Raw genomic sequence first — 2655 nt, 5'->3', positions numbered from 1 at the left:
CGGACCGAGCCCATGCCGTCGGTGCCGTGGGCCAGCGGGACCAGGCCGGCCGCCACCGCCGCCGCGCTGCCGCCGGACGAGCCGCCCGAGGCGTAAGTCGGGTCCCAGGGGTTGCGGGCGATGCCGTCCGGGGTGTCGCTCATCGGCCAGACGCACAGCTCCGGCACGCGCGTCAGCCCGACGAGCACCGCGCCGGCGGCCCGCAGCCGCGTCGCGACCAAGCCGTCCGCGGTGGCCGGCGAAGACGGACCGGCCAGCGAACCGTGCGAAGCGAACTCGCCCTCGATCTCCGTGACGTCCTTGACCGCGACGGGCACCCCGGCCAGCGGCAACGACGCGAGGTCGGCACGCGCGGCGACCGCCGCGGCCTCCTTCAGCGCCTCTTCGGCACGCACCCGCCGGAAGGCGCCGACGACGCCGTCCGCCGCGGCGATCCGGTCGAGCGCCTCCTGGGTCACCCGGACCGGGTCGAGGGTCCCGGCGCGGACGGAGGCCGCGATCTCCACTGCCGTCAGCACCATGATCGCGACCCTAGCCGACGGAACGGCTCAGATGGCGCCCGCTCGCAGCGCGTAAGCGACGGCGTGCGCGCGGTTGTTGAGGCCGCAGCGGGTCATCAGGCCGTAGAGGACGTTCTTCACGGTCCGCTCGGAGTAGCACAGCTTCGCCGCGATCTCCTCGGTCCCGAACCCCTCGGCGACCAGGCGCAGCACGTCGCACTCGCGCGCGGCGAGCCCGGACAGCGTGAGCCCGTTCGGCTCCAGGACGTCCTTGCGCATCCGCTGGACCTGCGAAAGCAGCGCCCCCTGCAGCCGCGGCGGCAGGTTGGCCGTGCCGTCGCCCGCCGCGAGCACCGCCGTCACCAGCTCGGCGCCGCCCGTCTCGCGCCGCGGCAGGATCGCCACGACCCCGCACTCCAGCACCGCCATCAGGTCGCTCTCGCGGAAGTGCTCGACGACCAGCACCACGTGGGACGCCTTGGCTGCGCGGATCTCGCCCAGCACCGCCTCGGTGACGTGCTCCTCCATCACCAGCAGGACGTCCGGCACCAGGTCGGTCACCCGGACGTCCGGATGCGACTCCAGCAGGCTCTCGGCGCCGGCGTGCGTGATCGGGTCCGAGGCGAGGACGGTCACTTCCACGGGCTTCATGGACGCAGTGTGGCGGGCGCGCCTTCACGCCTTCCCTATTCCGTCTTCACGCGCGTGAAGACGTCTCCAGCTCCTCGACCGCCGCCCGCGCCCGCGCCAGCGAGCCGGGCATCCGCTCGGCCGCGCGCGCCCATTCGCGCTTGGCCCGCGCGTACTCCTCGCGCGCCGCGCCGGTCCAGCCGGCCAGCCCCGGCTCGACGTCGATCTCCAGCGCGGCGAGCAGCTCGCCGAGCTCGCCGGTGATCGACCCCATCCGGTCGAGCACGAGGCCGGCGAAGCTGAACTCGAGTTCCTGGCGCGTCACGGCACGCGCTGCAGCGGCACCGGGCCGCCGCCGGTCGTCTCGAGCAGCCGGGCCAGCCGCGAGAGGATCACGTCGAACTCCTGCTCCCAGTCGTTCATCGCCTGGCCGAAGCGCACCGCGGACTCGCCCCGCCACGACGCCTGCACCATCGCCATCTCGCTGTTGACGTCGCGGAGCCGGGCGCGGGCCGCTTCGATGGTGTGCGCGAAGCGGGCGGCCGCCCGCCGCATCTCGTCCGTCGGCGCGGCTGTGGCCATGCGGAACTCCTCTCGAGGCGTTCCGAGGGTGGCAAACCCGGCCGCACCGGCGGAACCCCGCTCCCCGCCCGTTGCCCGAATGTCCGCCATCCTTGCCTGCCGGTTCACGACGGCCGCGTATGCTCACGTCAGGCATCCGGCGCGTGACGTTTCGTCAGCGCACGAAGGGAGACCGATGTCGGCTGCGGACCGCTCCGCACCGAGACTCCAGCTGCTCGGCCCGGTCAAGGCGTGGCACGGCGAGGTGGAGCTCGACCTCGGCTCCGCGCACCGGCGGACGGTCCTCGCCGCGCTCGCGGTGAACCCGAACCGCACGGTCTCGCGCGAGGAGCTGATCGACGCCGTCTGGGGTGAAGCGCCGCCGCAGAGCGCGCAAGGCTCCATCTACACCTACGTCTCCGGCCTGCGGCGGGCGCTCGAACCCGGCCGCGCCAAGGGTGAGGGCCCGCAGCTGCTCGCGTCGATCGGGTCCGGCTACTCCCTGCGCCTCGACGCCGGCGCGATCGACGTCCACCGGTTCGAAGCCCTGCGCGAACAGGCGCTGCGCAAGCAGTCGGCCGGGGATCTCCGCGGCGCTCGCGAGGATCTCGAGGAAGCGCTCGGGCTCTGGCACGGCGTCCCGCTGTCCGGCCTGCCCGGGCCGTTCGCCGCCGCCCAGCGCGCGCGGCTCACCGAGGTGCGGCTCGCGACGGTCGAGCGGCGCGCCGAAGTCGTCCTCGAATCGGGCGGGCACGCCGAACTCGTCGCCGAACTGACCGCGCTGACCCGCGAACACCCGTTCCGCGAAACGCTGCGCGGGCTGCTCATGCGGGCGCTGGTGCGCGCCGACCGGCGGACCGAGGCGATCGCGGTGTACACCGACGTCCGCGACCGGCTCGTCGAGTCGTCCGGCACCGAGCCCGGCCCGGCGCTGCGGCGGCTGTACGACCAGTTGCGCGAACAG

The 2655-nt window shown here is 74.0% G+C and carries 5 protein-coding genes; 1 reads left to right on the top strand and 4 read right to left on the bottom strand.

Features of this window, described 5'->3' with window-relative positions; all coding sequences use genetic code 11:
• From G3I65_RS55960 to G3I65_RS55945, 4 genes are all read right to left on the bottom strand, one after another.
• On the bottom strand, window positions 1–521 hold a 521-nt coding region (locus G3I65_RS55960), incomplete at its 3' end, for an amidase family protein (protein ID WP_240924609.1).
• Between the two features lie 27 nt (window positions 522–548).
• Complete coding sequence (locus G3I65_RS55955; RefSeq protein WP_125312595.1) at window positions 549–1151, bottom strand: response regulator transcription factor; 603 nt, start codon at window positions 1149–1151, stop codon at window positions 549–551.
• A 46-nt stretch (window positions 1152–1197) separates the two neighbouring features.
• Window positions 1198–1455, bottom strand: a complete 258-nt coding sequence (locus G3I65_RS55950; RefSeq protein ID WP_160704761.1) for a WXG100 family type VII secretion target — start codon at window positions 1453–1455, stop codon at window positions 1198–1200.
• Window positions 1452–1712: a WXG100 family type VII secretion target gene (locus G3I65_RS55945; RefSeq protein WP_160704759.1), complete on the bottom strand. Its 261-nt coding sequence runs from the start codon at window positions 1710–1712 to the stop codon at window positions 1452–1454. The genes G3I65_RS55950 and G3I65_RS55945 overlap by 4 nt, the downstream gene beginning before the upstream one ends.
• Before the next feature lie 175 nt (window positions 1713–1887).
• Here G3I65_RS55945 and G3I65_RS55940 point away from each other — a divergent pair.
• The coding region (locus G3I65_RS55940; RefSeq protein WP_160704757.1) for an AfsR/SARP family transcriptional regulator at window positions 1888–2655 on the top strand (768 nt) is incomplete at its 3' end.

Origin of the sequence: Amycolatopsis sp. SID8362 (assembly GCF_010550475.1) — a bacterium.
GTDB lineage: Bacteria > Actinomycetota > Actinomycetes > Mycobacteriales > Pseudonocardiaceae > Amycolatopsis > Amycolatopsis eburnea.
The sequence above is the reverse complement of the archived record's forward strand: the minus strand, read 5'-3'. Positions and strand labels throughout refer to the sequence as shown.